The 23793-nt window shown below is 71.7% G+C and carries 23 protein-coding genes; 11 read left to right on the forward strand and 12 right to left on the reverse strand.

The window, feature by feature from the left end:
• Positions 1 to 40 precede the first annotated feature (40 nt).
• The 4 genes from ACZ601_RS01435 to ACZ601_RS01450 form a co-directional block, all read right to left on the reverse strand.
• Positions 41 to 994: an ABC transporter substrate-binding protein gene (locus tag ACZ601_RS01435; RefSeq protein ID WP_469531902.1), complete on the reverse strand. Its 954-nt coding sequence runs from the start codon at positions 992 to 994 to the stop codon at positions 41 to 43.
• The gene (locus tag ACZ601_RS01440) at positions 991 to 1668 is read right to left on the reverse strand and encodes an ABC transporter permease (protein ID WP_440573228.1); all 678 of its coding nucleotides are present in this window, start codon (positions 1666 to 1668) and stop codon (positions 991 to 993) included. The genes ACZ601_RS01435 and ACZ601_RS01440 overlap by 4 nt, the downstream gene beginning before the upstream one ends.
• Positions 1665 to 2342, reverse strand: coding sequence for an ABC transporter permease (locus tag ACZ601_RS01445; protein ID WP_440573227.1), 678 nt, complete (start codon positions 2340 to 2342; stop codon positions 1665 to 1667). The genes ACZ601_RS01440 and ACZ601_RS01445 overlap by 4 nt, the downstream gene beginning before the upstream one ends.
• 105 nt (positions 2343 to 2447) lie before the next feature.
• Entirely contained in the window at positions 2448 to 3152 is a 705-nt protein-coding gene (locus ACZ601_RS01450; protein ID WP_469531905.1) for an alpha/beta fold hydrolase, read from the reverse strand.
• Positions 3153 to 3282: 130 nt separating this feature from the next.
• Here ACZ601_RS01450 and ACZ601_RS01455 point away from each other — a divergent pair, with 130 nt between their 5' ends.
• From ACZ601_RS01455 to ACZ601_RS01475, 5 genes are all read left to right on the forward strand, one after another.
• Complete coding sequence (locus ACZ601_RS01455) at positions 3283 to 3675, forward strand: nuclear transport factor 2 family protein (protein ID WP_469531906.1); 393 nt, start codon at positions 3283 to 3285, stop codon at positions 3673 to 3675.
• 56 nt (positions 3676 to 3731) lie between these two features.
• Positions 3732 to 4421 carry a formylglycine-generating enzyme family protein gene (locus ACZ601_RS01460; RefSeq protein ID WP_469531908.1) on the forward strand — a complete coding sequence of 230 codons (690 nt, stop codon included), beginning with the start codon at positions 3732 to 3734 and terminating at the stop codon, positions 4419 to 4421.
• 136 nt (positions 4422 to 4557) lie between these two features.
• The gene (locus ACZ601_RS01465; RefSeq protein ID WP_469531909.1) at positions 4558 to 5850 is read left to right on the forward strand and encodes a phosphoribosyltransferase family protein; all 1293 of its coding nucleotides are present in this window, start codon (positions 4558 to 4560) and stop codon (positions 5848 to 5850) included.
• 225 nt (positions 5851 to 6075) lie between these two features.
• A complete protein-coding gene (locus tag ACZ601_RS01470) occupies positions 6076 to 7140 on the forward strand; it encodes a tetratricopeptide repeat protein (RefSeq protein ID WP_469531911.1) in 1065 nt (354 codons plus the stop codon).
• Positions 7137 to 8186 carry a polyprenyl synthetase family protein gene (locus tag ACZ601_RS01475; protein ID WP_469531912.1) on the forward strand — a complete coding sequence of 350 codons (1050 nt, stop codon included), beginning with the start codon at positions 7137 to 7139 and terminating at the stop codon, positions 8184 to 8186. The genes ACZ601_RS01470 and ACZ601_RS01475 overlap by 4 nt, the downstream gene beginning before the upstream one ends.
• A 54-nt stretch (positions 8187 to 8240) precedes the next feature.
• On the opposite strand, the gene ACZ601_RS01480 is transcribed toward ACZ601_RS01475, so the two are convergent.
• Positions 8241 to 8672 carry a DUF2000 family protein gene (locus ACZ601_RS01480; RefSeq protein WP_469531913.1) on the reverse strand — a complete coding sequence of 144 codons (432 nt, stop codon included), beginning with the start codon at positions 8670 to 8672 and terminating at the stop codon, positions 8241 to 8243.
• A gap of 102 nt (positions 8673 to 8774) precedes the next feature.
• Between ACZ601_RS01480 and ACZ601_RS01485 the strand changes: the two genes are divergently transcribed.
• Complete coding sequence (locus ACZ601_RS01485; RefSeq protein ID WP_469531914.1) at positions 8775 to 9593, forward strand: helix-turn-helix transcriptional regulator; 819 nt, start codon at positions 8775 to 8777, stop codon at positions 9591 to 9593.
• A gap of 8 nt (positions 9594 to 9601) precedes the next feature.
• On the opposite strand, the gene ACZ601_RS01490 is transcribed toward ACZ601_RS01485, so the two are convergent.
• The 4 genes from ACZ601_RS01490 to ACZ601_RS01505 all read right to left on the reverse strand — a co-directional run bounded on the left by ACZ601_RS01490 (position 9602) and on the right by ACZ601_RS01505 (position 13159).
• Positions 9602 to 10111, reverse strand: coding sequence for a mycothiol transferase (locus ACZ601_RS01490; protein ID WP_469531915.1), 510 nt, complete (start codon positions 10109 to 10111; stop codon positions 9602 to 9604).
• A gap of 100 nt (positions 10112 to 10211) precedes the next feature.
• Positions 10212 to 12383 carry a discoidin domain-containing protein gene (locus ACZ601_RS01495; protein ID WP_469531916.1) on the reverse strand — a complete coding sequence of 724 codons (2172 nt, stop codon included), beginning with the start codon at positions 12381 to 12383 and terminating at the stop codon, positions 10212 to 10214.
• 133 nt (positions 12384 to 12516) lie between these two features.
• Positions 12517 to 12834 (reverse strand): YkvA family protein, encoded by a 318-nt coding sequence (locus tag ACZ601_RS01500; RefSeq protein WP_469531917.1) that lies wholly within the window; start codon positions 12832 to 12834, stop codon positions 12517 to 12519.
• A 70-nt stretch (positions 12835 to 12904) separates the two neighbouring features.
• Complete coding sequence (locus tag ACZ601_RS01505) at positions 12905 to 13159, reverse strand: WhiB family transcriptional regulator (RefSeq protein ID WP_469533774.1); 255 nt, start codon at positions 13157 to 13159, stop codon at positions 12905 to 12907.
• Positions 13160 to 13405: 246 nt separating this feature from the next.
• Here ACZ601_RS01505 and ACZ601_RS01510 point away from each other — a divergent pair, with 246 nt between their 5' ends.
• A complete protein-coding gene (locus ACZ601_RS01510; protein ID WP_469533777.1) occupies positions 13406 to 15463 on the forward strand; it encodes a SpoIIE family protein phosphatase in 2058 nt (685 codons plus the stop codon).
• A gap of 73 nt (positions 15464 to 15536) precedes the next feature.
• On the opposite strand, the gene ACZ601_RS01515 is transcribed toward ACZ601_RS01510, so the two are convergent.
• Positions 15537 to 16001, reverse strand: a complete 465-nt coding sequence (locus ACZ601_RS01515) for a hypothetical protein (protein WP_469531918.1) — start codon at positions 15999 to 16001, stop codon at positions 15537 to 15539.
• A gap of 168 nt (positions 16002 to 16169) precedes the next feature.
• Here ACZ601_RS01515 and ACZ601_RS01520 point away from each other — a divergent pair, with 168 nt between their 5' ends.
• Positions 16170 to 17066: a carbohydrate kinase family protein gene (locus ACZ601_RS01520; protein ID WP_469533780.1), complete on the forward strand. Its 897-nt coding sequence runs from the start codon at positions 16170 to 16172 to the stop codon at positions 17064 to 17066.
• A 39-nt stretch (positions 17067 to 17105) separates the two neighbouring features.
• Here the strand turns inward: ACZ601_RS01520 and ACZ601_RS01525 are convergent, their stop codons facing one another.
• Positions 17106 to 17705 (reverse strand): TetR/AcrR family transcriptional regulator, encoded by a 600-nt coding sequence (locus ACZ601_RS01525; RefSeq protein ID WP_440575663.1) that lies wholly within the window; start codon positions 17703 to 17705, stop codon positions 17106 to 17108.
• 178 nt (positions 17706 to 17883) lie between these two features.
• On the opposite strand from ACZ601_RS01525, the gene ACZ601_RS01530 reads away from it, so the two are divergent.
• The gene (locus tag ACZ601_RS01530) at positions 17884 to 20175 is read left to right on the forward strand and encodes an exo-beta-d-1,3/1,6-glucosidase (RefSeq protein ID WP_469531919.1); all 2292 of its coding nucleotides are present in this window, start codon (positions 17884 to 17886) and stop codon (positions 20173 to 20175) included.
• A 42-nt stretch (positions 20176 to 20217) separates the two neighbouring features.
• On the opposite strand, the gene ACZ601_RS01535 is transcribed toward ACZ601_RS01530, so the two are convergent.
• Complete coding sequence (locus ACZ601_RS01535) at positions 20218 to 21876, reverse strand: MFS transporter (RefSeq protein WP_469531921.1); 1659 nt, start codon at positions 21874 to 21876, stop codon at positions 20218 to 20220.
• 629 nt (positions 21877 to 22505) lie between these two features.
• Here ACZ601_RS01535 and ACZ601_RS01540 point away from each other — a divergent pair.
• Complete coding sequence (locus ACZ601_RS01540; RefSeq protein ID WP_469531923.1) at positions 22506 to 23456, forward strand: TauD/TfdA dioxygenase family protein; 951 nt, start codon at positions 22506 to 22508, stop codon at positions 23454 to 23456.
• 85 nt (positions 23457 to 23541) lie between these two features.
• Positions 23542 to 23772, forward strand: coding sequence for a hypothetical protein (locus ACZ601_RS01545; RefSeq protein ID WP_469531925.1), 231 nt, complete (start codon positions 23542 to 23544; stop codon positions 23770 to 23772).
• The last annotated feature ends 21 nt before the right edge of the window (positions 23773 to 23793 follow it).

Raw genomic sequence — 23793 nt, forward strand, 5'->3', positions numbered from 1 at the left:
CGCGAACTCATCGGACCGCGCCCGCCACCCCGCTGGGCGCTCAGCCGGCCGGGATGAGGTGCTCGGACCGCAGATAGTTGCGGGCCACGTCCTCCGGGAGCCGTCGCCAGCTGTCGACCTGCTCGTTCAGCCGGGCCAGATCTGCCGTGGTCAGTACGGTGTTGAGCTTGCCCAGCGCCCTGCGCACGCCCTCGCTGCCCGCCCGGGACCGGTTGACGACGGGGACGAGGTAGTCGGCGTTCTGCAGGTGCTTGTCGTCCGCGAGAAGGACGAGCCCGAACTGATCCAGGGTGGCGTCCGTGGTTGTGGTCAGCACCATCTGGTCCCGGCCGCTCTGGACCGCCTGCTTGGCCTGGGTGGTGCCGACGCCCTTGGGGTCCACGGCGGTGATGTCGATGCCGTACGTCTTCTTGAGCCCGGGTGCGCAGTACGGGCGCTGCACGCATTCGTCACCCGCCGCCAGCCGGACCGGCAACCCTGATCTGCCCAGGTCGCTCAGCGATTTCAGGTGGTGCTTCCTCGCGAACGCGGAGGTGACCGCGAAGGCGTTCTGGTCGACGGCGCGTCCGGGGTCCAGGACGGTGAGGCCGCGCGGTGCGGCCAGGGCGCGCAGGGCCTTCATGGTGGCGGCGAGGTCCGGGGAGCCGACGGGCGCGGCGTCGGCGCCGTTCTTCTTGGCGTTCAGCCAGTCGGCGAAGGTGGCGGCGTACTCCGGTACGACGTCGATCTGGCCGCTCTCCAGCGCCGGTTCGTAGATCTCCCGGTTGGTGACGGAGATGATCTTCGTGGAGTATCCGGACCGGTCGAGCAGCAGGGCGTACATCTGGGCGAGCAGATCGCTCTCGGTGAAGCCCGCGGAGCCGATGGTGAGGTGTCTGCTGTCGCCTGGCGGTGCGGTGAGCTCGCCCTGGTTCTCCAGCGCCGGTCCGGTGGTACAGGCGGTCACCGGCAGCGCGAGGAGCAGGATCGCGGGGACCGCGCGGCGGGCCCTCATCCGGCGTTCCCGTCACGGACCCAGTCGGGCGCGAGCCGCTGCGCCAGCTCGAAGAGCCCCTCGACGATCAGGGCGAACACGGCCACCAGGACCGCTCCGGCGACGACCTGGGCGGTGGAGGCGAGGTTGAAACCGGCGGTGATGATCCGGCCCAGGCCGCCGCCGCCCGCCAGGGCGGCGATGGTGGCGGTGGCGACGAGCTGCACGGCCGCGATCCGGACACCGGTCAGGATCAGCGGCAGGGCGAGCGGCACCTCGACCTGGAACAGCAGCTGCCGTCCGGTCATCCCCATGCCCCGGGCCGCCCGCACCACGTCCTGGTCGACCTCCCGCATCCCGACGTAGGCGTTGGTGAGCAGCGGCGGTACGGCGAACAGGACGAGGGCCACGATGGTCGGCCCTTCGCCGAACCGGCCGACCGGGGTGAGCAGGAGCAGCACCAGGACGGCGAAGGTGGGGACGGCCCGGCCGACGTTGGAGATGTTGACGGCGAGGGCGCCGCCCTTGCCGAGGTGGCCGAGGACCAGAGCGACGGGCAACGCGATGAGGCAGCTGATCAGCAGGCAGACGACGGTGAGGTAGAGGTGCTGGCCGAGCCGGGTCCAGATGCCGTCGTCGCCGTACCAGTGCGCGGAGGTCGTGAGCCAGGACCAGGCTTTGGAGAGGGTGTTCACGACTGCCTCCGGGTCCAGGGGGTCAGCAGGCGCTGCACGAGGAGGAGCAGCAGGTCGGCGGCGACGGCGATGACGACGCAGAGGATGGACGCGGTGAGCACCTGGGCCTTGAAGTAGGTGTTCATCCCGGAGTAGATGAGGTTGCCGAGGCCGCCGTAGCCGACGATCGCGCCGATGGTGACCAGGGAGACCGCGGAGACGGTGGCGATGCGCAGCCCGGCCATGGCGGCGGGCAGGGCGAGGGGCAGTTCCACGGCGACGAGCAGCCGTACGGGCCCGTATCCCATGCCCCGGGCCGCCTGCCGGGTCTCCTCCGGTACGGCTCTCAGTCCGGCCAGGATGTTGCGTACGAGGAGGGTGAGGGAGTACAGGACCAGGCCCGCGACGACGAGCGCGGCGGAGAGTCCGTACACCGGCAGCAGCAGCGAGAACATCGCGAGGGACGGCACGGTGTACAGGACGGTGGTGACCCCGAGCACCGGACCCGCCGCCCAGCGCCAGCGGCGGGCGGCGAGGGCGAGCGGGAGGGCGAGCACCAGGCCGATGAGTACGGCGATCACGGTCAGCTGGAGGTGCTGGAGCACGGCCTCCCACAGGATGTGCCGGCGGCTGCTCAGGTAGGCGCCGCAGATCCATTCGTTGCGCGCGAGGCAGTCGTCCGGGGGCGCGGTCACCCGTCCATTGCAGCCCGGAACGGTGCGGGAGCGCGCGTACTGATCGACTGTTCGTGGCTGAGGGACGGCGGGCGGTACCGGGCCGCGGGGGCTGCCGGCGCCCGCTCAGGCCCGGCGCTCGGCCGCCCCGGTGAGAATCCGGACCAGCTCCGCCGGGCGAGAGTACATCGGCCAGTGGCCGGTGTCCATGGTGACCAGCTCCCAGCTGTCCCCGGTCAGCAGCGCGGCCACGTCGTCGCTCGGTTCCGGGCCGTCGAGCAGGCATTTGACGTAGGTGGCCGGTAGGCCGTCGAGCGGGCGTACAAGTTCGGCGGGATCGCTCAGCGAGGCGCCCGGGTGCGGCGTCGCGTCGGCCACGAGCCGCGCGGTCTGCTCCTCGGTGAGTCCCTGGCCCTCGAAGTCGGCCGGGGCCGGCGGCGCCCAGGAGCCGCCGTTGCCCGCGAGCTCGGCCTCCAGCGCGGCCGGCCCCTGCCACCAGGCCGATACGAAGGACTCGCCGTCGGCCGGAACGCTGGCGTCCACGAAGACGACCCGGGCCAGCCGGTCACCGATGCGGGCGGCAGCCTGGCCGGCTGGGATGCCCGAGTAACTGTGGCCGACCAGGACGACGTCACGCAGACCGAGGCGCTCCACCTCCTCGACAATGTCGGCCACATGGGCCTGCGGGCCGACCGGCAGTCCCCGCTTCTCCCCGACGCCGGTCAGGGTCACCGGATGGGCGCCGTGCCCGGCCGCGCGCAGACCGGGCACCACCTCGTCCCATGCCGACGCTCCCAGCCAGGCACCCGCCACCAATACGAACTCAGTCATGGGAAGAACCTAAACGATGGGTCTGACAACGCCGTTGAGCCGTCCGCCGGTCCAGCCCGCGGTAGAGCCGTAACGCCCAGGTGATTAACCTCTTCAACACCTGTTCGACAAATTGACTGTGGAGCGCCCTATGCACCCCTTCCGCGAAGCCGTCGAGGCGCACGATCTCGACGCGATCGAGGCGATGCTGGCCGAGGACGTCGTCTTCACCAGCCCGGTGGCGTTCAAGCCGTACGCCGGCAGGCCCCTCACCGCCGCGATCCTGCGCGCGGTCACCGAGGTGTTCTCGGACTTCCGGTACGTCCGGGAGATGGCGAGTGCGGACGGCCGCGACCACGCGCTGGCGTTCACCGCGAAGGTGGGCGACCGGGAGATCAGCGGCTGCGACTTCCTGCACCTGAACGACGCCGGTGAGATCGACGACATGACGGTGATGGTCCGGCCGCTGTCCGGGGCGCAGGCGCTGGCGGCGGCGATGGGCGCGCGGTTCGACGCGATCGCCCGCGAGGCGTCGGCGGGCTGACCGGCCGGGCGCGAACCGGGCGCCGTCCTCAGCGGCGTTGATACGATCAGTGCTCCATGGACACAGTCACGGACATCCGGATGATCACAGTCCCGGCGGGCCGGGTCACGCTGTCGGACCGGCGCACGCAACGCAGTTGGACGGTCGCTCTCGCCCCGTACCGGATCGCCGCGTCCGTGGTCACCCAGGACCTGTACGCGCAGGTCACCGGCGAGCGCCCGGCCACCGCTCAGGGCGGCCGGCTGCCCGTCGAGGGCGTCTCCTGGCTGGACGCGGTCCGGTTCTGCAACGCCCTGTCGGTACAGGCCGGGCTGACCCCCGTCTACCGGGTCGAAGCCGCCGCCGAGGGTGCAGAGGGCACGGAGTCCGTCGGCTGGGACAGCGCCGCCGACGGCTACCGGCTGCCCACGGAGGCGGAGTGGGAGCACGCCTGCCGCGCCGGTACGACCGGTGCGCGTTACGGGGAGCTCGACGACATCGCCTGGCACCGTGGCAACTCGCGGGAGCGGATGCACGAGGTGGGCGGCAGGGAACCGAACGCCTGGGGTCTGTACGACACGTTGGGCAATGTCTGGGAATGGTGCTGGGACGTCTACGACGCCGAGGTGTACGGCAGCTACCGGGTACTGCGCGGCGGCGGCTGGTTCGACGAGCACTGGAGCTGCCGGGCCTCTGTGCGACGGCGCAGCCACCCGACGTTCCGGATCGACGACACCGGGTTCCGGGTGGCGCGTTCCGTCCTGTGACGTGCGACGGCCTCAGGGCGGACCGTTCCCGGCGGAACGGGCTCCGTCGCCGGCTTGCGCACCTGTAGTGCACGGTGTCGACTCGGAGAAGGTGCGCGGACGGCTGTCCTCCTCTTCCGGTCTGGGGTGAATCCCCGTGCTGTTCTCCGATCGTGCCGACGCGGGACAACGGCTCGCGGCGGCTCTCCATCCGCTGGCGGGAAGCGACCCCGTCGTGCTGGGCCTGCCCCGGGGCGGGGTCCCGGTGGCCTTCCGGGTCGCCCAGGAGCTCGGCGCGCCGCTCGATGTGATCGTGGTCCGCAAGCTCGGCGTCCCGCGCCACCCGGAACTGGGCTTCGGCGCCATCGGGGAGGGCGGTGTGCGGGTCATCAGCGAGGACATCGTGCGCCGCAGCGGGGCGTCGTCTGCGGACCTCGCCGCCGTGGAGCGCGCCGAGGGCGCCGAGCTGCTGCGGCGGGCCCGCGCCTTCCGCGGCGACCGGCCGCGCATCCGCTTCGAGGGACGCGTCGTGATCATCGTGGACGACGGCGTCGCGACCGGCGCGACCGCGCTGGCCGCGTGCGAGGTGGCCCGTGCGCAGGGTGCGGCACGCGTCGTGCTCGCCGTACCGGTGGCGGCGCCGGACGCCGCCGAGCGGGTACGCGGCCAGGTGGACGAGCTGGTGTGCCTGTCCACGCCGCCCCGGTTCTCCGCGGTGGGTGAGTGGTACCGGGACTTCGGCCAGACCCCCGAGGAGGAGGTCGTCGCGCTGCTGGCGCGGGCCGGGGACCGGGCGTCCGCGCCGGCGTCCGTCGAGGTGGACGTGGCGGCGGGCGGCGTCGTGCTGCCGGGTGAGCTGACCGCGGCCGGACCCGCTCGCGCTCTCGTGGTGTTCGCCCACGGCTCGGGCAGCAGCCGGCACAGTCCGCGCAACCGCTCGGTGGCGGCGGCCCTGCACCGGGCGGGGTTCGGCACCCTGCTCTTCGACCTGCTGACACCGGCCGAGGAGGCGGACCGCGCCAACGTCTTCGACATCGGGACCCTGGCGGAGCGGCTGGTGGACGCCACCGGCTGGCTGCTGCGTCGCGAGTCCCTGCCAGTAGGTGTCTTCGGGGCGAGCACCGGGGCGGCCGCCGCGCTGCGGGCGGCCGCGACCATGGGGGCGGAACGCGGCACGGGGATCGGCGCGGTCGTCTCCCGGGGCGGCCGGCCCGATCTGGCGGGCCCCTGCCTCGGTGACGTCCGGTCTCCGACGCTGCTCGTCGTGGGCGGCCGCGACCCCCGGGTACTGGAGCTGAACCAGCAGGCGAAGTCGGCGCTGCGCTGCGAGAACCGGCTGGACGTCGTCGCCGGTGCCACGCACCTGTTCGAGGAGCCGGGCGCGCTGGACGAGGTCGCCGGGCTGGCCCGGGAGTGGTTCACCGAGCACCTGGCGGACCGGTCCGGCTGACCGGACGAACGCCAGGAGCGGATGTCCGTACGAATAGGTGAACTGGAAGCAACCGTGAGCGCGCCACAGCCGTCTTGATCCACAACAAGGCGGCACGCCGCACACGACAAGCCTCTTCCGACCCCCCATGAGCGCACAGGTCGGACCACCGGGCAACTATGCACTGCGTGTATACATCACGCGTATAGTTGACGCGGCCGGCCCGTTCGCGCGTGAAAGGCTCCCATGCACAGCAAAGCACTGGCCCCCGAGTACCAGGGCGCTCTCACCAAGATGTCCGTGAACGCCTCCCTCACCGACGTACTGGCCGAGGGAGAACGCCACTTGAGGGCCGCCGAACTCGCCGGATCTCAGCAGGAGGTGGCCCGCACCGGTCTCGCGGTGGCCGAGGCGCACCGCAGGCTGGGCCATGTGCGGGACGCCGACCGCGCCTGGAAGGCCAGCTACCGCGCGGCCCGTTCTGCCGAGGACACCGGGGCGATGGCCTGGGCGCTGTGGAGCGGCGGCACCCTCGCCCGCCAGCGGGGCTCGCTGCGACTCGCCTTCCGGCTGCTGGGGCTGGCGGCAGAGCTCGGCAAGAAGGGCGGCGATGTGGTCGCCAGGGGCTACTCGCTCGCCGGGCTCGCGGAGACCGGCCGCATCCAGGGCGACTACCGGACCGTCGCGGCGCTGCACGAGCAGCTCCTCGCGGAGGCGCGGGCCCGGGGCGAGGCGCGGCACACCGTCTGGGCCCTGGAGGGCATCGCGCAGATCCACCGCAACACCGGCTCGTTCGACACCGCACTGGAGATGTTCGAGGAGGCGGCGCAGCTGGCCGGGAACGCCGACGACCGGCGCGGCCGGGCCTGGGCCCTGCGCGGTATGGCCGACATCATCTCCGTACGGGACAACGACCCGGAGCGGGCGCTCGCCCTGCTGTCGGAGGCCGAACTGACCTGCCGCGAAATGAACTTGTCCAGCGCCCTCGCCTACAACCACAAGATGCGCGCCAACGTGCTCTACCGTGCCGGGCGGTACGAAGAGGCCCGGCAGGTCTACGAAGAGGCGCTGGGGGAATTCCGGGCGATGACCGAGCCCCGGGGCGAGGCGCTGGCCCGCCTCGGCCTGGTGAAGTCGCTCGCCCGGCTGGGCCGGGACCGCGCGCAGACCGCCGCGGAACTGGACGGCCTGCGGGTCACGCTGGACCGGATCGGACTGCTCAACGCCCGCGACATGGTCGACAAGGCCTACGCGGAACTCGGCGTGTCACCGGCCGGTGACACGGTGGCCGGGGAAGCCGGCCGCCGATGACACCGCCGGTGACCCAGCAGGCCACGGCGCCGGAGATACTCTCCCGCTGCCGCGCTCTCGTCCGGCCCGGCCTGGAGCGGGCCGTGCGGCAGCTGCATCCGTGGCACGCCGAGATCACCGCGTTCTCGCTCGGCTGGGACGGGCCCGGTGGGCGGGCCGTCCCCGGTGCGCAGGGCAAGGGGATCCGGCAGGCCCTCGCGGTGCTCGGTGCGGAGGCCGTCGGCGCGCCCGCGCGAAGTGCGGTACGGGGCGCCGTCGCGGCCGAGCTGATCCACACCTTCTCGCTGCTCCACGACGACATCATGGACGGCGACGAGACCCGCAGACAGCGCGCCACCGCCTGGAAGGCCTACGGGACCGGGCCCGCCGTCCTGGCGGGCGACGCGCTCTTCGCGCAGGCCGTGCAGACCCTGGCGGACGCCCCCGGCGCGCACTGCGTGCAGGCCGTGCGGCTGCTGTCCGGAACGCTGAACGACCTGGTCCGCGGTCAGGCCGACGATCTGCTCTTCGAGTCCCGGCCCTGGACCGGACCCGATGCCGTGCGGCCGCACGAGTACCGGCTGATGGCCGAGCACAAGACGGGCTCGCTGCTCGGCTGCGCCGCCGGTCTGGGCGCCGTGCTCGGCGGGGCCGGACGGACCGCCGTCGACGCCCTCACCTCGGCGGGACGCCATCTCGGGGTCGCCTTCCAGGCCATGGACGACGTGCTCGGCATCTGGGGCGACCCGGAAGTCACGGGCAAGCCGGTGCACAGCGATCTGCGCCGGCAGAAGAAGACGTACCCCGTCCTGACCGCCCTCGCGGCGGGCGACCGGGCGGCGCTGGAACTGGGCGCGCTGCTGCGTACCGGCGAGCCGCTCGACGACGCGGCGGCCCGGCGGGCGGCCCGTCTGACCGAGGAGGCGGGCGGCCGGTCGGCCACCGTGGCCGAGGCCCATCGGCACCTGGACAGCGCCCGCGCCTGCCTGGAGAGCGTCGCGCTGGAGCCGGAGGCGGCCGGGGAGCTCCTCGCGCTGCTCCCCTACTTCGTCGAACGCACCGTGTGACGGGGTCCGGGCGCGCCGCCGGCCCCGTACGCGCCGGGCCGGCGGCGACCGTGTTCAGGAGTGCATGGACGCGCCCTTGAGGATCTTGTCCACGGCGTTGCGGGGACCGTGCACGGCCAGCCCGACGAGGTCCATCGCGTCGCGCCGCACGGCCCGGACGGCGGCCCGGTTGTCCCGGTCGTTGCCCGTCGAGAAGAGGTCGGACGTGAACACCGAGAGCGGCACACCCCGGCCGACCGCGCGGGTGTGGGCCGAGGTCAGCACCTCCTTCCCGCCTTCGAGGACCAGGACCGGCTGGCGGAACATCGGCAGGTAGGGGGTGCCGTCGGCGTCGGCGTACGGTTCGCCGACGAGTTCGGGCACCGCCGTGCCGAGCCCGCTGACCAGGAAGGCCGTGACGTTCAGCCGCTGCCAGGTCAGCAGGTCGTCCCGGAGCAGTACGGCGATCTTGGTGTCGAAGCGGACGGGGGCGGTTTCGTGTGTCATGGCCCCGAGCCTGCCCGCCCCTCCCCCGGCCCGTCTTGTACGAACTTTGCACGCTGCCCGGGAGCGGCAGGGCGCGTGCCGCGCCGGGCGTACGATCGGTGCATGGCTGCTCGTCCGGACATCACCGCGTGGTGTCCGCCCGTGGAGGGGATCGAAGAGGTCTTCCACGCCCACTTCATCGATCACTCCTACCCCATGCACACGCATGACGCGTGGACCCTGCTCATCGTGGACGAGGGCGCCGTCCGGTACGACCTGGACCACCACGAGCACGGCGTGCTCAGTCATGTGGTGACGCTGCTGCCGCCACACATTCCGCACAACGGCGGCGCCGCGACCGCCGAGGGCTTCCGCAAACGCGTCCTGTACCTCAACACCGCGCAGGTCGACGAGCGGCTGATCGGCATGGCCGTGGACAGTCCCGTGCTGCACGATCCGGCGCTGCGGCGCCGGATCGCCCGGCTCCACACGACGCTCTCCCGGCCGGGCGACGAACTGGAGGCGGCGAGCCGGCTCGCGCTGGTCGCCGAGCGGCTCGACCGGCATCTGCGCAACCGGCTGGAGCCCGTCCGGTACGTGCACGACCGCAGGGTCGCCCACCGGCTGCGCGATCTCCTCGACGAGCGGTTCGTGGCGGGCATCACGCTCCAGGAGGCGGCGCAGCTCCTGCACGCCCATCACACGCATCTGGTGCGGGCCTTCAGCCGGGAGTTCGGGATGGCACCGCACCAGTACATGACCGGGCGCCGGGTCGATCTGGCGCGCCGGCTTCTCCTCCAGGGACTGCCGGGGCCCGACGTGGCGTCATCGGCCGGTTTCTACGACCAGTCCCATCTGGCCCGCCACTTCAAGCGCGTCGTGGGCACCAGCCCGGGGCACTACGCCCGCACCCGCGGACCGATCGCCCCGCCCGCGGCCTGAGGGGCTGTCTACCGGCGCTCCAGCGAGCCGCGCACGAAGGAGGCCTGCCCGGCGTGCTGGAGATCGTCCGACAGCACGCTGATCAGCCGTACGCCCAGGGTGACCGGCGGCGACCAGGCCTCGTCCACGACCCGGTCCAGCGCCTGGCCGTCGAGGCCCTGGACGAAGCTGATGGTCTGGAGGTGCACCGCGTCGTGGTAGCCGATCAGCAGCTCCGCCGAGTCCACCTTCACCTCGCCGACCTGCTTGCTGCTCTGCCCGTAGCCGGTGGCCCCCTCGGCGAAGGGCAGATCGAAGCGGGCGGACCAGTCCTGGGCCGACCAGACCTGTTCGATGCCGGCCGCGTCCGCGATGTGGTCGTCCTGGACCCTGGTCAGATGCCAGACGAGCCAGGCGATCGAGTTCGCCCCCTGGTCGAGGCGGGCGTGGAGGTCGTCGGGTTCCAGGCCTTCGACGGCTGAGTGCACCGTCTCCCGGACGCGGGTGTATCCATCCACCAGAATATCTGCGACGTTCATGTCATCACCATGCCGTTCCCCTGCCCCGGCCGCGCCGACGACACGCCCCCGGGATGCGGCGCCGGTGAGGCGGACTCTCCTCACCGGCGCCGCCGGGTGATCAGCTGTAGATGCCGAACTCCCAGAGCGAGTAGCCCCAGGCCGTGCCCCGCTGCGTGAGGCTGAGCTTCACGTAACGGGCCGTCTGGGCGATGTCGAGATCGTCGGCATCGCCGTTCCCGCTGGTGGTGGAGTAGACCGAGCGCCAGTTGCTGCCGTCGTCCGAGACCAGTACCTCGTACGACTTGGCGTAGGCCGGGTCCCACACCAGCTGGAGGTGGCGGAAGGACTTGCGCTCACCGAGGTCGACCTGGATCGACTGGGGGTCGCTCCAGTCGCTGGCCCAGCGGGTGTCCATCCTGCCGTCGACCGCCATGGCGGGGGTGCAGGGGCAGCCGGTGCTGCCGGCCTGGGCAGAGGTGGCGGTGGCCGGGCGCCCGAGCGCCACGTTGGTGCCGGTGACCGGCGGCACCACGACCTTCACCGACTTGGTCTCGATGCCGGCGTTGCCGTGTCCGTCCTCGGCCTGGATGTAGACCTTCCACACCCCGAGCCGCTCCGGCGCCTTCACCGCGAAGGTGCCGTTGCCCGTGGACCGCCAGTCCGCCTCGACCAGGGCCTTGTCGCCGGTGGCGTAGTTGCCGCTCAGATAGATCTTGTACGTCAGCGCGTCGTTGTCCGGGTCGCGGATGTCCGCGCCGATGGTGAACTCCTTTCCGGCAGGCGCGCCGTTGGCGTTCTGGACCGTCATGTTGCTGATGACGGGCGGGGTGTTGTCGCCGGCCGTGGAGCCCTTGTACGCCTTCTTCAGCGCGTAGTACGAGAGCCGCTTCTTGCCGTCGGGCACCACGTTGAACCAGACGCCGCCGAAGTCGTGCTCCGTTCCGTAGTGGAAGAGCGTGGCGCCCAGGGCGACGCCCTGGTGGGCGGTGATGCAGTTCCAGGCCTTGGTGTAGCCCTCGGCCTTCTGCACGTCGGTGGGCTCGTCCGGGACGCCGTTGGCGTCGTCGGGGACCTCCCACTCACCGGCCGGGCCGCCCTCGGTGATGATGTAGGGCTTGGTGTAGCCGCCGGACTCCCAGGCGCCCCGCACCCCGCAGATGTCGCCGTAGGAGTTGACCGAGTACAGGTCCAGGTCAGGGGCGTTGCGCTTGTAGTACGGCCAGGCACCCGTCCAGGCGTCGGTCGACGTCACCGGGTGGTTGGGGTCGATCGTGTGGATCTTCTTCGCCACGTCGTTGACGAAGGTGGTGTAGGCGTTGCGCTGCTTCTCCAGTTCGTCACCGCTGTAGCAGTTCTGGAGACCGAGCACCGACTCGTTGCCGACATTCCACATGAGCACGCCGGGGTGGTTCTTGTACGTGTCGACCCACTTGGCGAACTCGGTGAGCGAGGACGCCTTGTACGCGTCGTCGGTCAGGTAGTTGACGCAGCCGCCGCTGCCGGGACCGCCGCCCGGCTGGAGCCAGAAGCCGCTGACGACCCGGATGCCGTTGGCCGCGGCCTCGTCCAGCAGCGGCTTGGAGGAGGCGTCGGTGCCCCAGGTGCGGATGGTGTTGACACCCATCGACTTCAGGTCGGGCAGGTAGCGTGCCGCGTCGGCGACGGACGGGCCCCAGGTCAGTCCCTTGACCTGGTAGGGCTTGCCGTCGACGGTCAGCTGCCAGTTGCCCTGCGAGCCGGTGACCCGGACCGCGCCGCCGGTCGCGGGCGGTGTGCCGTCGGTGCTGCCGTACACCTGGAACTCCCAGAGGGAGTAGCCGTAGCCGCCGACGCGGGCGGTGCCGTACATCCTGACGTACCGGCCGGATCCGGAGACGGCCAGCTCGTCGGTGCCGCCGTCGCCGTCGGTGACGGTCTTGAGCGTGCGCCAGTCCGATCCGTTGTCGGACGCCTCGATCCGGTACGCCTTGCCGTAGGCGGACTCCCAGGTCAGGACGACCCTGCTCAGGTCCGCGGTGGCGCCCAGGTCCACCTGGATCCACTGCGGGTCGCGCCATTCACTGGCCCAGCGGGTGCCGGTCGTGTTCCCGTCCACGGCCGCCGACGCCGGATAGCCGTCTCCCTCGTGGGAGGAGGCGGTAGCGGTTTTCCCCTGGGAGAGCAGGGAATCGGCGGCTCGGGCGGAGGTCGCTGTGAGCATCACGAGCGACGAAGCGAGAAGCGCGAGAAGAGTGATCAACAGCGTGCCCGTACGCGGTCTCGCGGGCAGGGCTGCGCTAGGTCTGTGCACATTCTCTCCTGGCAGAAGAGTGCGGGACGGTGTCCCGAAACCGAATGGGAGAGCGCTCTCCCAGGAGAGTGACGTGTAGCTGTTCAGCTGTCAACGAGCTTGACGCGACGGGTTCGGCGAACAGGGCCGTGGGCTACGGCACGAGCCGGGTGGACTCGGCCGGCCGCTCGGTGCGGCCGCCGACCCCGGCAGCGCGCGCGGCGGCGTGCAGGGAGCGCAGCGCCAGCATCAGGAAGCCGATGTCGTCGAGGTAGACGGGGTCGGGCAGCAGGTCGACCGGTGACACGGTGTAGATGATCGCTGCCCAGACCAGCGCCTTGTTCTGTAGCGGTATACCGGCGTCGACCAGCAGTTTTCTGGCCCGGAACACCCGCACCAGAAGGACTGCGGCGATACCCACGGTGAGCAGCACGAGAACCGCGCCGATGATGAGCCAGGCCGTGGTGTCCATGACTCACCGTGTACCCGGTGGCGGCGCAATCATCACGCGGACCGGCCGCCGATGGTACATAGGCGCCGGCTCAGCCGTACTCCTTGGCCCTTCGGCGGCTGCGCCGCTTCAGCGCGCGCCGCTCGGCCTCGTCCAGACCGCCCCACACGCCGGTGTCCTGGCCGTTCTCCAGGGCCCAGCGCAGGCACTCGGCCCGTACGGGGCAGCCGTGGCACACCGCCTTGGCGTCCTCGGCCTGTACGAGTGCGGGGCCGGTGGTCCCGATGGGGAAGAACAGGTCGGGGTCCTCGTCGCGGCAAGCGGCCCGCTCGCGCCAGTTCTGCATGGGGCTCTGCATGGGGTTCTGCGTGGGGTTCTGCATGGGTCTCACTCCAGACTGTCGTGTTCGTGTGCGGGGATCAGTACGCTGCGGGTGACCGTCGTGAGGCCGCCGAAACCTCCTGCGACCGGATCTCCCGGTTCGCAGGAGCTGCGGTGGCGGCGGGTCCGGGGCGACCATGGGAGAGCGCGAACCTTGTGTCCGGGCACGGCGACGGCTTGGGAAGGATGGTCCGTGGACGGCACCGATGACATACGGACCGGCTCGGGCGACGCCCGCCGGGCAACGGTGCGCCGCTCTTCCGAGACCGGTCTGGTGGACGTCCTCGGGACGGCCGCGATGATGCTCGACACCGAGGGCCGCATCGTGCTGTGGAGCCCGCAGGCGGAGCGGCTGCTGGGCTACACGCCGCAGGAGGCGCTGGGCAGGTTCGCCGCCCGCATCCTGGTCGACGAGGAACACTTCGAGCTGGTGCTGAGGCTGTTCTCCGAGGTGATGGAGAGCGGTGAGACCTGGGCGGGGAGCTTCCCCGTACGGTGCAAGGACGGCACCAGCCGGCTGCTGGAGTTCCGCAACATGCGGCTGCAGGACGACCGCGGTGACTTCTTCGCGCTGGGGCTGGCCACGGACGGGGCGACGCTGCGGCAGGTGGAGCGCGATCTGGCGCTGTCCGTGCGCCTGGTCGACCAGTCCCCGATCGGTCTGGCGGTCCTGGGCAGCGATCTGCGGTATCTGGCGGCCAACCCGGCGCTGGAGCGGATGAACGGACTGAGCGCGGCCGAGCACCTCGGGCGCCGGGTCGGGGAGGCGCTGCCCTTCCTCGACGCCGAAGTGGTCGAGGCGGCGATGCGCGAGGTCCTCAAGAGCGGTGTGCCGCAGGTGGGCCATCAGGTGGAGGGCCGTACCTCGGCCGATCCGGAGACCGACCGTGCCTGGTCCATGTCGCTGTACCGGCTGGAGGACTCCGGTGGCCGGGTGCTGGGCCTCGCCGTCTCGCTGATCGACATGACCGACCACCACCGGGCGGAGGCAGAGGCGGAGCGGGCCCGGCACCGGCTGGCGCTGGTCGCGGACGCCTCCGTGCGCATCGGGACCACCCTTGACCTGGAGCAGACGGCGCGGGAGCTGGCCGAGGTCACGGTTCCCGCGCTCGCCGACGTCGCGGCCGTCGATGTCCTGGACAGTGTGCTGAAGGGCCGTCCCAGCCAGACCGAGGGCCCCGCCCTCATCCAGGCGCTGGCCGTCGTCGCGGCCCGGCCGACGCCGGTCGTGGAAGCCGCGGATCCGCCGGGTCACGCGGCCCACTACGGAGCGGACCGGCTGATCACGCGCTGCGTGCGTACGGCCGAACCGGTGCGGGTGCCGTACCTCGACGCGGAGTCGATGGCGCGGGTCGCCCGCGACAGCCGTTCGGCCGGGCTGCTGGCGGAGGCCGGTGCGCACTCCTACCTGGCGGTGCCGCTGATCGCCAGGGGCGAGGTGCTGGGCGCCATCGACCTCATCCGGACGGACAACCCGCTGCCGTTCACCGAGGACGACGAGGTGCTGGCCTGCGAGCTGGCCGCCCGCGCGGCGGTCTCCATCGACAACGCCCGGCTGTTCCGGCAGCAGCGGGAGACCGCCCTCACCCTTCAGCGCAGCATGCTCCCGCACAACCACCACGCCCCGGCCGGGCTGGAGGTGGCGTCCCGCTACCGGCCGGCCGCCTCGCGGTACGAGGTCGGCGGCGACTGGTTCGACGTCATCCCGCTGCGGGAGGGCGGAACCGCCCTGGTGGTCGGCGATGTCATGGGCAGCGGTATCAACGCGGCCACCACGATGGGGCGGCTGCGGACGGCCACCCAGACGCTGTCCAGGATCGGCCTGCGGCCCGCGGAGGTGCTCGGGCACCTCGACGAGATCACCGCCGATCTCGACCCGTGGTTCGCCACCTGCGTCTACGTCGTGTACGACCCGGCCCGCGACAGCTGCCGGGTGAGCACCGCCGGGCATCTGCCGCCGGTGCTGATACCGGCCGGGGGCCCGCCCCGGCTGCTCGATCTGCCGGCCGGGGCGCCGCTGGGCGTGGGCGGTGTTCCGTTCAGCGACGTGACGTTCGAACTGGGACCGGGTGACCGGCTCGTCCTGTACACGGACGGCCTGGTCGAGACCCGTGACCAGGACATAGACACCCGGCTGGCCGCCCTGCGGGAGCTGCTGCGCGAGCCGGACGCGTCGCTGGAGGAGTCCTGCGACCGGCTGCTGCGCAAGCTCCGGGACCCGAGCCACCACGACGACGTGGCGTTGCTGATGGCCCGGGTGCGCGGCTGACGGCGGGCGGTGGCTCGGGACGCGTGCCACCACCCACGGCCGGGACGCGTACCACCACCCACGGCCGGATGGTTCAGCGGTGGCACCCGCGGTGCCGGCGGCAACGGCGGCGCGGCGTGCCGCAGCGGCGGGCCCCCGCGCCGAGGAAGCCCAGCCCGATGCCGAACATCCAGGCGTCCTTGGCCAGCGGAACGCCGGCCTGGCTGGGGCGCAGGCTGCCCGGCTCACGCATTCCGGGAACCCGCAGGTACAGGCCGAGCAGTCCGCCGGAGAACCCGGTCAGCGCCAGTCCGGCGAGCCGGGTCGGCACGACGGGGACCAGCAGTGTGCTGCCGACCGCGATCTCGGACCAGGCGAGCAGCCGGGTGAACCGTCCGGCCTCGATCCGGTCGAGGAAGGGGTAGGCGGTGCAGGCCATGCCGTGCAGGGTCTGGGCGGTCTCCTCGTCGGCCTTGAGCTTGCCCAGGCCGGAATTCAGGATGAACGCGCCAGTGGCGAGGCGCGGAGGAATGTCACGCGGTTCGAGCACCGACAGCATCGAAAAGCCTCCACAGATCAGGTCCAAGGCCCCCGGTCGATCATAGGCAGCGGGCTGCCGGACCGCTCGCAGAGAACGGCCGCGGTGCCGCCGTCCGGTCCGCGATACTGGCCGCGGCGGGACGAGAGAGGCGGCACAGTGAACCAGCGACAACCCGGGTACGACGTTGTGGTGGTAGGCGGCAGCGGGGTGGACACGATCGTCCGCGTCGACTCCCTGCCGGTCCCGCTCGCCGACTCCGTCATGGTGGGACCGATCGCGGAGTGGGCCGGGCAGACCGGGGGCAATGTCGCCCTCGGCGTGCGGGCGCTCGGTCTGGACGTGGCCCTGCTCGACTGCATCGGTGACGATCCGACCGGTGCCCTGGTGCGCGAGCGGCTGGCCGAGGGGGATGTGGAGTTCCATCCGCTGATCTCCGCGGCGGGCACCCGGCGCGCGGTGAACCTGGTGGACGCGAAGGGCCGCCGGATGTCGTTCTACGACGCCCGGGACCCCGAGGAGCTGCGGATGCCCCGGGAGTTCTACCTGCCCCGGCTGCGGCGCGCCCGTCATGTCCACCTGTCGATCACGGGCTTCACCAGATTCCTGTACGACGACATCGAGGCCCTCGGTGTCCCCGTCTCCACCGATCTGCATGACTGGGACGGACTGGCCGAGCACCAGCGGGAGTTCGCCCTGCGGTCCGATCTCGTCTTCTTCAGCGCGGCGACGGCCGGTGACGGTGCCCCCGCGCTGATGCGGCGGATCCTGCGGGAGGGCCGTGCCCGGACCGTGGTCGCCACGGCGGGGGCCGGGGGCTCCTGGTTCCTGACCCGCGACGGCGGACCGGACCCGTGCCACGTACCGGCGACCGTGCCGCCGGCCCCGGTGGTGGACACCAACGGGGCGGGCGACGCGTTCGTCACCGGCTTCCTGTACGGGAGGCTCGACGGCAGGGACGTCCAGGACTGCGCGCGGCTGGGCGCGGTGGCGGGTGCGTACGCCTGCACGGGGCCCGGCTCGACCGCCCTCATCGGCCGGGACGCCCTGCTCGCGGCCGGCCCCGACGGTTCGCCGGGAGCCTGACCCCGCCCGTGCCGCCTGCGGGCGGCACGGGCCCCGGCTTCACAGCGCCACGGTCAACTGCGCCTGCACATGGGCCCGCAGCACACCGGCCATGTCCGTCACGCAGCCGCCGATGAGCCACTGGATCTGAAGTCCGTCCATCATGGCGATCAGCTGCTGCGCCGCCTCGTCGGGCTCGATCCCGGCACGCAGCGCGCCCTCGTCGAGCGCCTCCCGGTAGGAGACGGCCGTGGAGAGCAACGAGGTGCGGTAGCGCTCCACGAAGTAGGCGTGGGCCGGGTGGTCGGCGGCGGTCGCCTCTGCGGCGAGTACGGAGAACAGCTCGACGATCCCCCGGCGTTCGGCGTTCAGCGCGGCGAGGTCGACGAGCCTGCGCAGCCGGCCGACGCCCTTCGGACTGCCGACGGCGAGCCATTGGGAGTCCACCTCGTCGCGGTGTTCCAGCACCGCGAGCAGCAGCGACTGCTTGGTCGGGAAGTGGTGCAGCAGACCGGGATGCGAGATCCCGCAGCGGGTGGCGATCACCCGCAACGACGCGCCCCGGTAGCCGGCCTCACCGAAGATGGCCATGGCCTGGTCCAGAATCTCCACGCGTTTGGCCCGGCCCTTGGCGTATCCACGCCGTGTGTCGCCGGTCATGTGCCACTCTCCCCGGCCGTCCCTGACGGCGTCCATGAGTACAGTTGCATACTCACATACTTACCACCCGGTCGGGATTCGGCGTACGGTGGGACCGGGTGGCCGAGTTGGACCGGCCGGTCCTTCACCCAGGCATCCGCCCGACGAGAACGTCACCGACGTTGTGAAAGGAACTCCTGTGGGCTCCTCACTGCCCTATCTCGACCCCGCGCTGTCCGTCGCCGAGCGCGTCGCCGATCTGGCCGGGCGGATGACGCTGCCCGAGAAGGTCGGCCAGATGCTCCAGTTGAACGCGAAGGACGGGGTCCGGCACCACATCGAGGACATGCACGCGGGCTCGATCCTGCACGCCTCCCCCGACCGCGTCCTGGAGGCGGCCGCGCTCACCGAACGGACCCGGCTGCGGATCCCGCTGCTCGTCGCGGAGGACTGCATCCACGGCCACTCGTTCTGGGAAGGGGCCACGATCTTCCCCACCCAGCTCGGCATGGCCGCGAGTTGGGACCCCGAACTCGTCGAGCGCATCGCGCGGGCGACGGCGGTCGAGGTCGCCGCGACCGGCGTGCACTGGACGTTCTCCCCGGTCCTGTGCATCACCCGGGACCTGCGCTGGGGCCGGGTGAGCGAGACGTTCGGCGAGGACCCGTTCCTCATCGGTGAGCTCGCCTCCGCCATGGTGCGCGGGTACCAGGGCGACGGTCTCGACGACCCGACGGCGATCCTGGCCTGCGCAAAGCACTTCGCCGGCTACTCGGAGACCCAGGGCGGCCGGGACGCGAGCGAGGCCGACATCTCGCGCCGCAAGCTCCGTTCGTGGTTCCTGCCCCCGTTCGAGCGGGTCGCCAAGGAGGGCTGCCGGACGTTCATGCTCGGGTACCAGTCGATGGACGGGGTCCCGATCACGGTCAACAACTGGCTGCTGAACGAGGTGCTGCGCGGCGAGTGGGGGTACACCGGAACGCTGGTGACCGACTGGGACAACGTCGGCCGCATGGTGTGGGAGCAGCGGGTCTACGCCGACCACGCGCAGGCGGCCGCCGCCGCGGTCCGCGCGGGCAACGACATGGTGATGACGACGCCGGACTTCTTCGCGGGTGCGCAGGAGGCGGTCGCCGCCGGCACGCTCGACGAGGCGGAGATCGACGCGGCGGTCCGCCGGATCCTCACGCTCAAGTTCGAGCTGGGTCTGTTCGAGAACCCGCGCCACCCGGACCGCGAGCGGCAGGCCTCGGTCATCGGGAGCGCCGGGCACGCCGAACTGAACCTCGAAGCGGGCCGCCGCTCGCTGGTGCTCCTCACCAACGACGGCACCCTCCCGCTGGCCGGCGGTCTCACGGCCGGGCCGGACGGCCGCGCGCTTGCGGCCACCGGGGCGGAGCCACGCACCGTCGCGGTCATCGGGCCCAACGCCGACGACGCGCAGACCCAGCTCGGTGACTGGGCGGGTTCCTCCGGTCAGGCGGACTGGCTGCCGGACGGGCATCCGCGCGACATGATCCGCACCGTGCTGGACGGCTTCCGGGAGCATGTGCCGGACGGCTGGACCGTCACCCACGCACGCGGGGCCGACATCCTCACCGTGGGACCCGACCCGCTGGGCGCGTTCTTCCCGGACGGGCAGCCCCGGCCGGAGGTCGTCGTCCCCGCGGAGCCCTCCCAGGCGCTGATCGGCGAGGCCGTCGCCGCTGCGGAGGCCGCCGACTACGTCGTCGCGGTCGTCGGTGACCGTATCGAGCTGATCGGTGAGGGGCGCTCGACCGCGACCCTGGAACTGATCGGCGGCCAGGTCGCGCTGCTCGACGCGCTCGCCGCGACGGGCAAGCCGCTGGTGGTGGTCGTCATCAGCTCCAAGCCGCTGGTGCTGCCGCCCTCCGCGCACAGCGCGGCGGCGATCGTGCACGCCTTCAATCCGGGCATGCTCGGTGGCCGGGCGGTCGCCGAACTGGCGCTCGGCCTCATCGAGCCGTCCGGCCGGCTGCCGGTCTCCTTCGCCCGCCACTCGGGTCAGCAGCCGACGTACTACAACCAGGTGCGCGGCCAGCACGGCTCCCGCTACGCCGATCTGACGCAGAGTCCGGCGTTCGTGTTCGGTGAGGGCCTGAGCTATACGAGCGTCTCGTACACCGGGCTGGAGGTGCTCACGGAGGACCTCGGCGCGGAGGACACCCTTCGCGCACGCGTCCTCGTCAGCAACACCGGTGACCGGCCGGTGCGGGAGACCGTGCAGGCGTACGTGAGCGACACCGTCACTTCGGTGACGTGGGCGGAGAAGGAGCTCAAGGCCTACCGTCAGGTGATGCTCGAACCCGGCGAGTCGCGTGAGGTGGTCATCGAACTGCCGGTCGCGGAGTGCAGTCTGGTGGACGCCGCGGGCAACCGTATCGTCGAGCCGGGCGCCTTCGAGCTGCTCGTCGGCCCGTCCTCGCGCGACGAGGCACTGCTGCGGGCGGGCTTCACCGTCAAGGGCTGAGAGCCGCCCCTGGTCCGGGAGTCGTCGCCCCTGTTCCGGGGGTCATCGTTCCGGATCGGGGGGATCCTGGCCGCCCGGCCGCCGCGGCTGCCGGGCGGGCTCGTCCGCACCGCCCGGTGCCCCCGCTCCTCCCGGAGCGTCAGCGGCCTCCGCCGCTGCGGGCATCACGGCGCCGCCGCCCCGCAGCCGCTCGATGTCCGAGGGGCGCACCTTGACGATGATGAGCGCGACCAGCGCGGCCACCACGGCGAACACGACGGCAGTGACGAAGGCCCTGGAGATGCCCGTCACCAGCACCTGCTCGCCCCACTGCCCGGGGAGCTGGCCCGTCCTGCGGAACTGCGCCACCTCTGCGGGGGTCGCCTGCGACAGGAAGCCGGGGACCTGATGGGTGGCCTCGTTACGGCTGGCCGTGCCGAAGACCGTGACCAGGATGGACAGGCCGAGCGAACCGCCGACCTGCTGCATGGTGTTGAGGATTCCGGACGCCGCGCCCGCCTCCCGCGACGCCACACCGGACACGGCCATCAGCGTCAGCGACACGAACTGCAGCCCCATGCCCAGCCCGAACACCAGCACCGGACCGAGCAGACTGCCCAGGTACGTGCTGTCCGCGTCCGCCTGCGTCAGCCAGCCGAGCCCCGCGGCGCACAGGAGCGAGCCCGTCACCATGAAGGGTTTCGGGCCCCATCTGGGGAGCAGCCTGGAAGTGAATCCGGCCCCCACGGCGATGATCGCGCTGATCGGCAGGAAGGCGAGGCCGGCCCGGAGCGGGCTGAAACTCAGAATGTTCTGCACGAAGAGGGTCAGGAAGAAGAACATTCCGAACATCGCCGCGGACAGACACAGCATCATCCCGTACACACCCGCGCGATTGCGGTCGCGGAACATCCACAGCGGTGTGATGGGCTGCCTCGATCGTCCTTCGATGGCGATGAACAGGGCGAGCAGGACGACGGCCGCGGCGAAGGCTCCCAGGGTCAGGCCGTTGCTCCAGCCCTCCTCGGACGCGCGGATGAAGCCGTAGACGAGCAGCACCATGCCCAGCGTGGCCGTGAGCGCCCCGACCGCGTCGAAGTGGCCCGGGTGGCGTTCGGACTCCCGGATGAAGCGGGGTGTGGCGAGCACGATCAGCAGCGCGATGGGGACGTTGACGAAGAAGATCCACCGCCAGTCGAGCCACTCCACGAGCAGCCCGCCGGCCAGCAGCCCGATGGCGCTGCCGCCGGCCGAGACGGCGGCGAAGACGCCGAACGCCCTGTTGCGGTCGGGCCCCTCGCGGAAGGTCGTGGTGATCAGTGAGAGCGCGGTCGGTGAGGCGATGGCACCGCCGACACCCTGGAGGGAACGCGCCGCCAGCAACTGCCAGGACTCCTGGGAGAGCCCGCCGAGCAGCGAGGCGAAGGCGAAGAGCACGACGCCGAACATGAAGACTCTGCGGCGGCCGAGGATGTCACCGAGCCGCCCGCCCAGCAGCAGCAGTCCGCCGAACGTCAGCGTGTAGGCGTTGACCACCCAGGAGAGGTTCTCGGTGGAGAAGCCCAGCGCGGTCTGGATGTGCGGAAGGGCGATGTTCACGATGGTGATGTCGAGGACCACCATCAACTGACATGAGCAGATGACGAGTAGGGCGATTCCGCTGCCGTGTGCCCGCTTCCGGGACTCGGCAGACCGCCGGGGTGTCGCGTGGGATTCCGTCATGGGATCGCTTGCAGACTCAAGCCGTTGAGTGAACGCATTCGTTCACTCACACGAGATTAGTCCTGCCCGTCCGCCCTCGCCAATCGATGGAGACTCCGGCGGGTGGCGCGGGGCGGTCTGTGCGGGGCGGGCGCGACATTACGGCGGCGTGAAATCGCGCGGGGCCCCGCACCCGGTTCCCGGGCACCGTGCGCGGACGGCCGGTCGCGGACCGCGAAGCCCTGGTCGGGGGCGGTTTGCCGGTGCCCGCCGGGACGGGGCGCGGACCGCGCTCGGGCGCCCCGCGTGGCGCGGGTACGTGGTTGACGTACCCGGCGGGGCGCTGCGAGTCTCCGGAACATGTTCGCGACGGCCACTACCGATGCGCGGCCCGCCCCGCGCGTCGGCCGCACCGCACGGCCGCCCGGGTGTCCGGGCCGCTGTAGCGCTGCCTGACCGCCCCTGTCGCACCGCGCCTCCGCTTCCCGCGCCACCGCCACGTACCGACATCCCCGCGTCTCCGCGTACACCGCGTCCACACGTATCCGCGTCCGCACGTAACCGCGACCGGACCCTCCGCGTCCGGCGGCGGCAGTCCGGCGGCGGCAGTCCGCCGCCTGCGGGGCGTGCCCCTCGAAAGGATTCCCGCAATGTCCTCGGCAACCACCGCTTCCGCTCCCGCATCCACCGTGACCGTCCAGAAGGTCGGCGGCCGCATCGGCGCCGTCATCTCCGGGGTACGCCTCGGTGGTGATCTCGCCCCAGCGACGGTCGCGGCCGTCCGGGCCGCGCTGCTGGCCAGCAAGGTCATCTTCTTCCGGGGCCAGGACCACCTGGACGAGGACAGCCACGAGGCGTTCGGCAGGCTGCTCGGCACCCCGGTCGCCCACCCGACCGTCCCGTCCGCCGACGGCCGCTACTCACTGGGCATCGACTCCGACCACGGCGGCCGGGCCAACCAGTGGCACACCGACGTCACCTTCGTACCCGCCTATCCGGCCTTCTCCATCCTGCGCGCGGTGACCGTCCCGCCCTACGGCGGCAACACCCTCTGGTCCAACACCGCCGCCGCGTACGCCGGGCTGCCCGAGCCGCTGCGCACCCTGGCCGACGGCCTGCGGGCCGTCCACTCCAACGACTACGACTACGTGGCGCTGCGCCCCGACGCCCTGCCGGAGGCGCTTGCCCAGTACCGGAAGGTGTTCACCTCGACGAAGTTCCTCACCGAGCACCCGGTGGTCCGCGTCCACCCCGAGACGGGCGAACGGGTGCTGCTCCTGGGCAACTTCGTCCAGCGCGTCAGTGGACTCACCGGCCGCGACTCCCGGGCCCTCATCGACCTGTTCCAGTCCCACATCGAGCGCCCGGAGAACACCGTGCGCTGGCAGTGGCAGGCCGGCGACGTCGCCATCTGGGACAACCGCGCCACCCAGCACTACGGGGTGGACGACTCGGACACCCACGAGCGCAAGCTGCGCCGCGTCACCATCGACGGAGACGTCCCGGTCGGCACGGACGGCCGGCACTCCACTCTCATCAGCCCCGCGAAGGTGCCGGAGCCCGCCTTCGGTATCGCGTCCGGCGCCTCGGCCGAGGCCTGAAAGGAGCGGAGGCCTGAAAGGAGCCGAGGCCTGAAAGGAGCGGAGGCGCATACTCCTTTTATTGCGCAACCTTTAAAGTATGGGCATGGATACCGATTGCACGACATGCGAGGAGCACGCGGTGCTCGTCGGGGGCCCCGCCCACGGCCTGCGCCTGCGCGTCACCGACCGGCCCACGGTCGTACAGGTCACCCGCCCCTGCGAGGTGGAGGCCGCGCCGGGTGGCGTCAGGGCCGAGGCCCTGTACGTCTACCGGCTCGGCCTGCCCCCGGGCGACGGCCCGCTGCGCTACGGCTACGACGCGGCGAGCCCGTGACCCCGGCCGGCGGCGCACCGG

Source organism: Streptomyces sp. NPDC104307 (assembly GCF_055584045.1).